Raw genomic sequence first — 278 nt, forward strand, 5'->3', positions numbered from 1 at the left:
CGTCATCGGGGTAGAGATAACAAAACAGCAAAGACCCGCTCCGTTACCGAAGCAGGTTCAGTTTTTATCTATCCGTACAGCGGATTAAGCTTCGATTGGTGCACGCCAGTCATCAGCACCTGAAGTGCCTGCAACAGTGTGTTCCCAGTCAATCTTGCGATAAGCCAAAGAGACTTGAATCAGCTGAGTAAAGTCTGATTTGGATGGGTCTTGGCAATGTGGCATCTGGCAATCGATATCCACGATGGTGGCATCAGTCAGAATGGTGGAGAAGAAGT

1 pseudogene is annotated in these 278 nt (G+C 48.2%); it reads right to left on the reverse strand.

Going from position 1 to position 278, the window contains the following annotated elements:
- Positions 1–84: 84 nt before the first annotated feature.
- Positions 85–278: pseudogene (locus tag L975_RS17015) on the reverse strand (type VI secretion system tube protein Hcp); the annotation flags it as partial.

Source organism: Plesiomonas sp. ZOR0011, from assembly GCF_000800945.1.
Taxonomy (GTDB): Bacteria; Pseudomonadota; Gammaproteobacteria; order Enterobacterales; family CAMTGL01; genus Plesiomonas; species Plesiomonas shigelloides.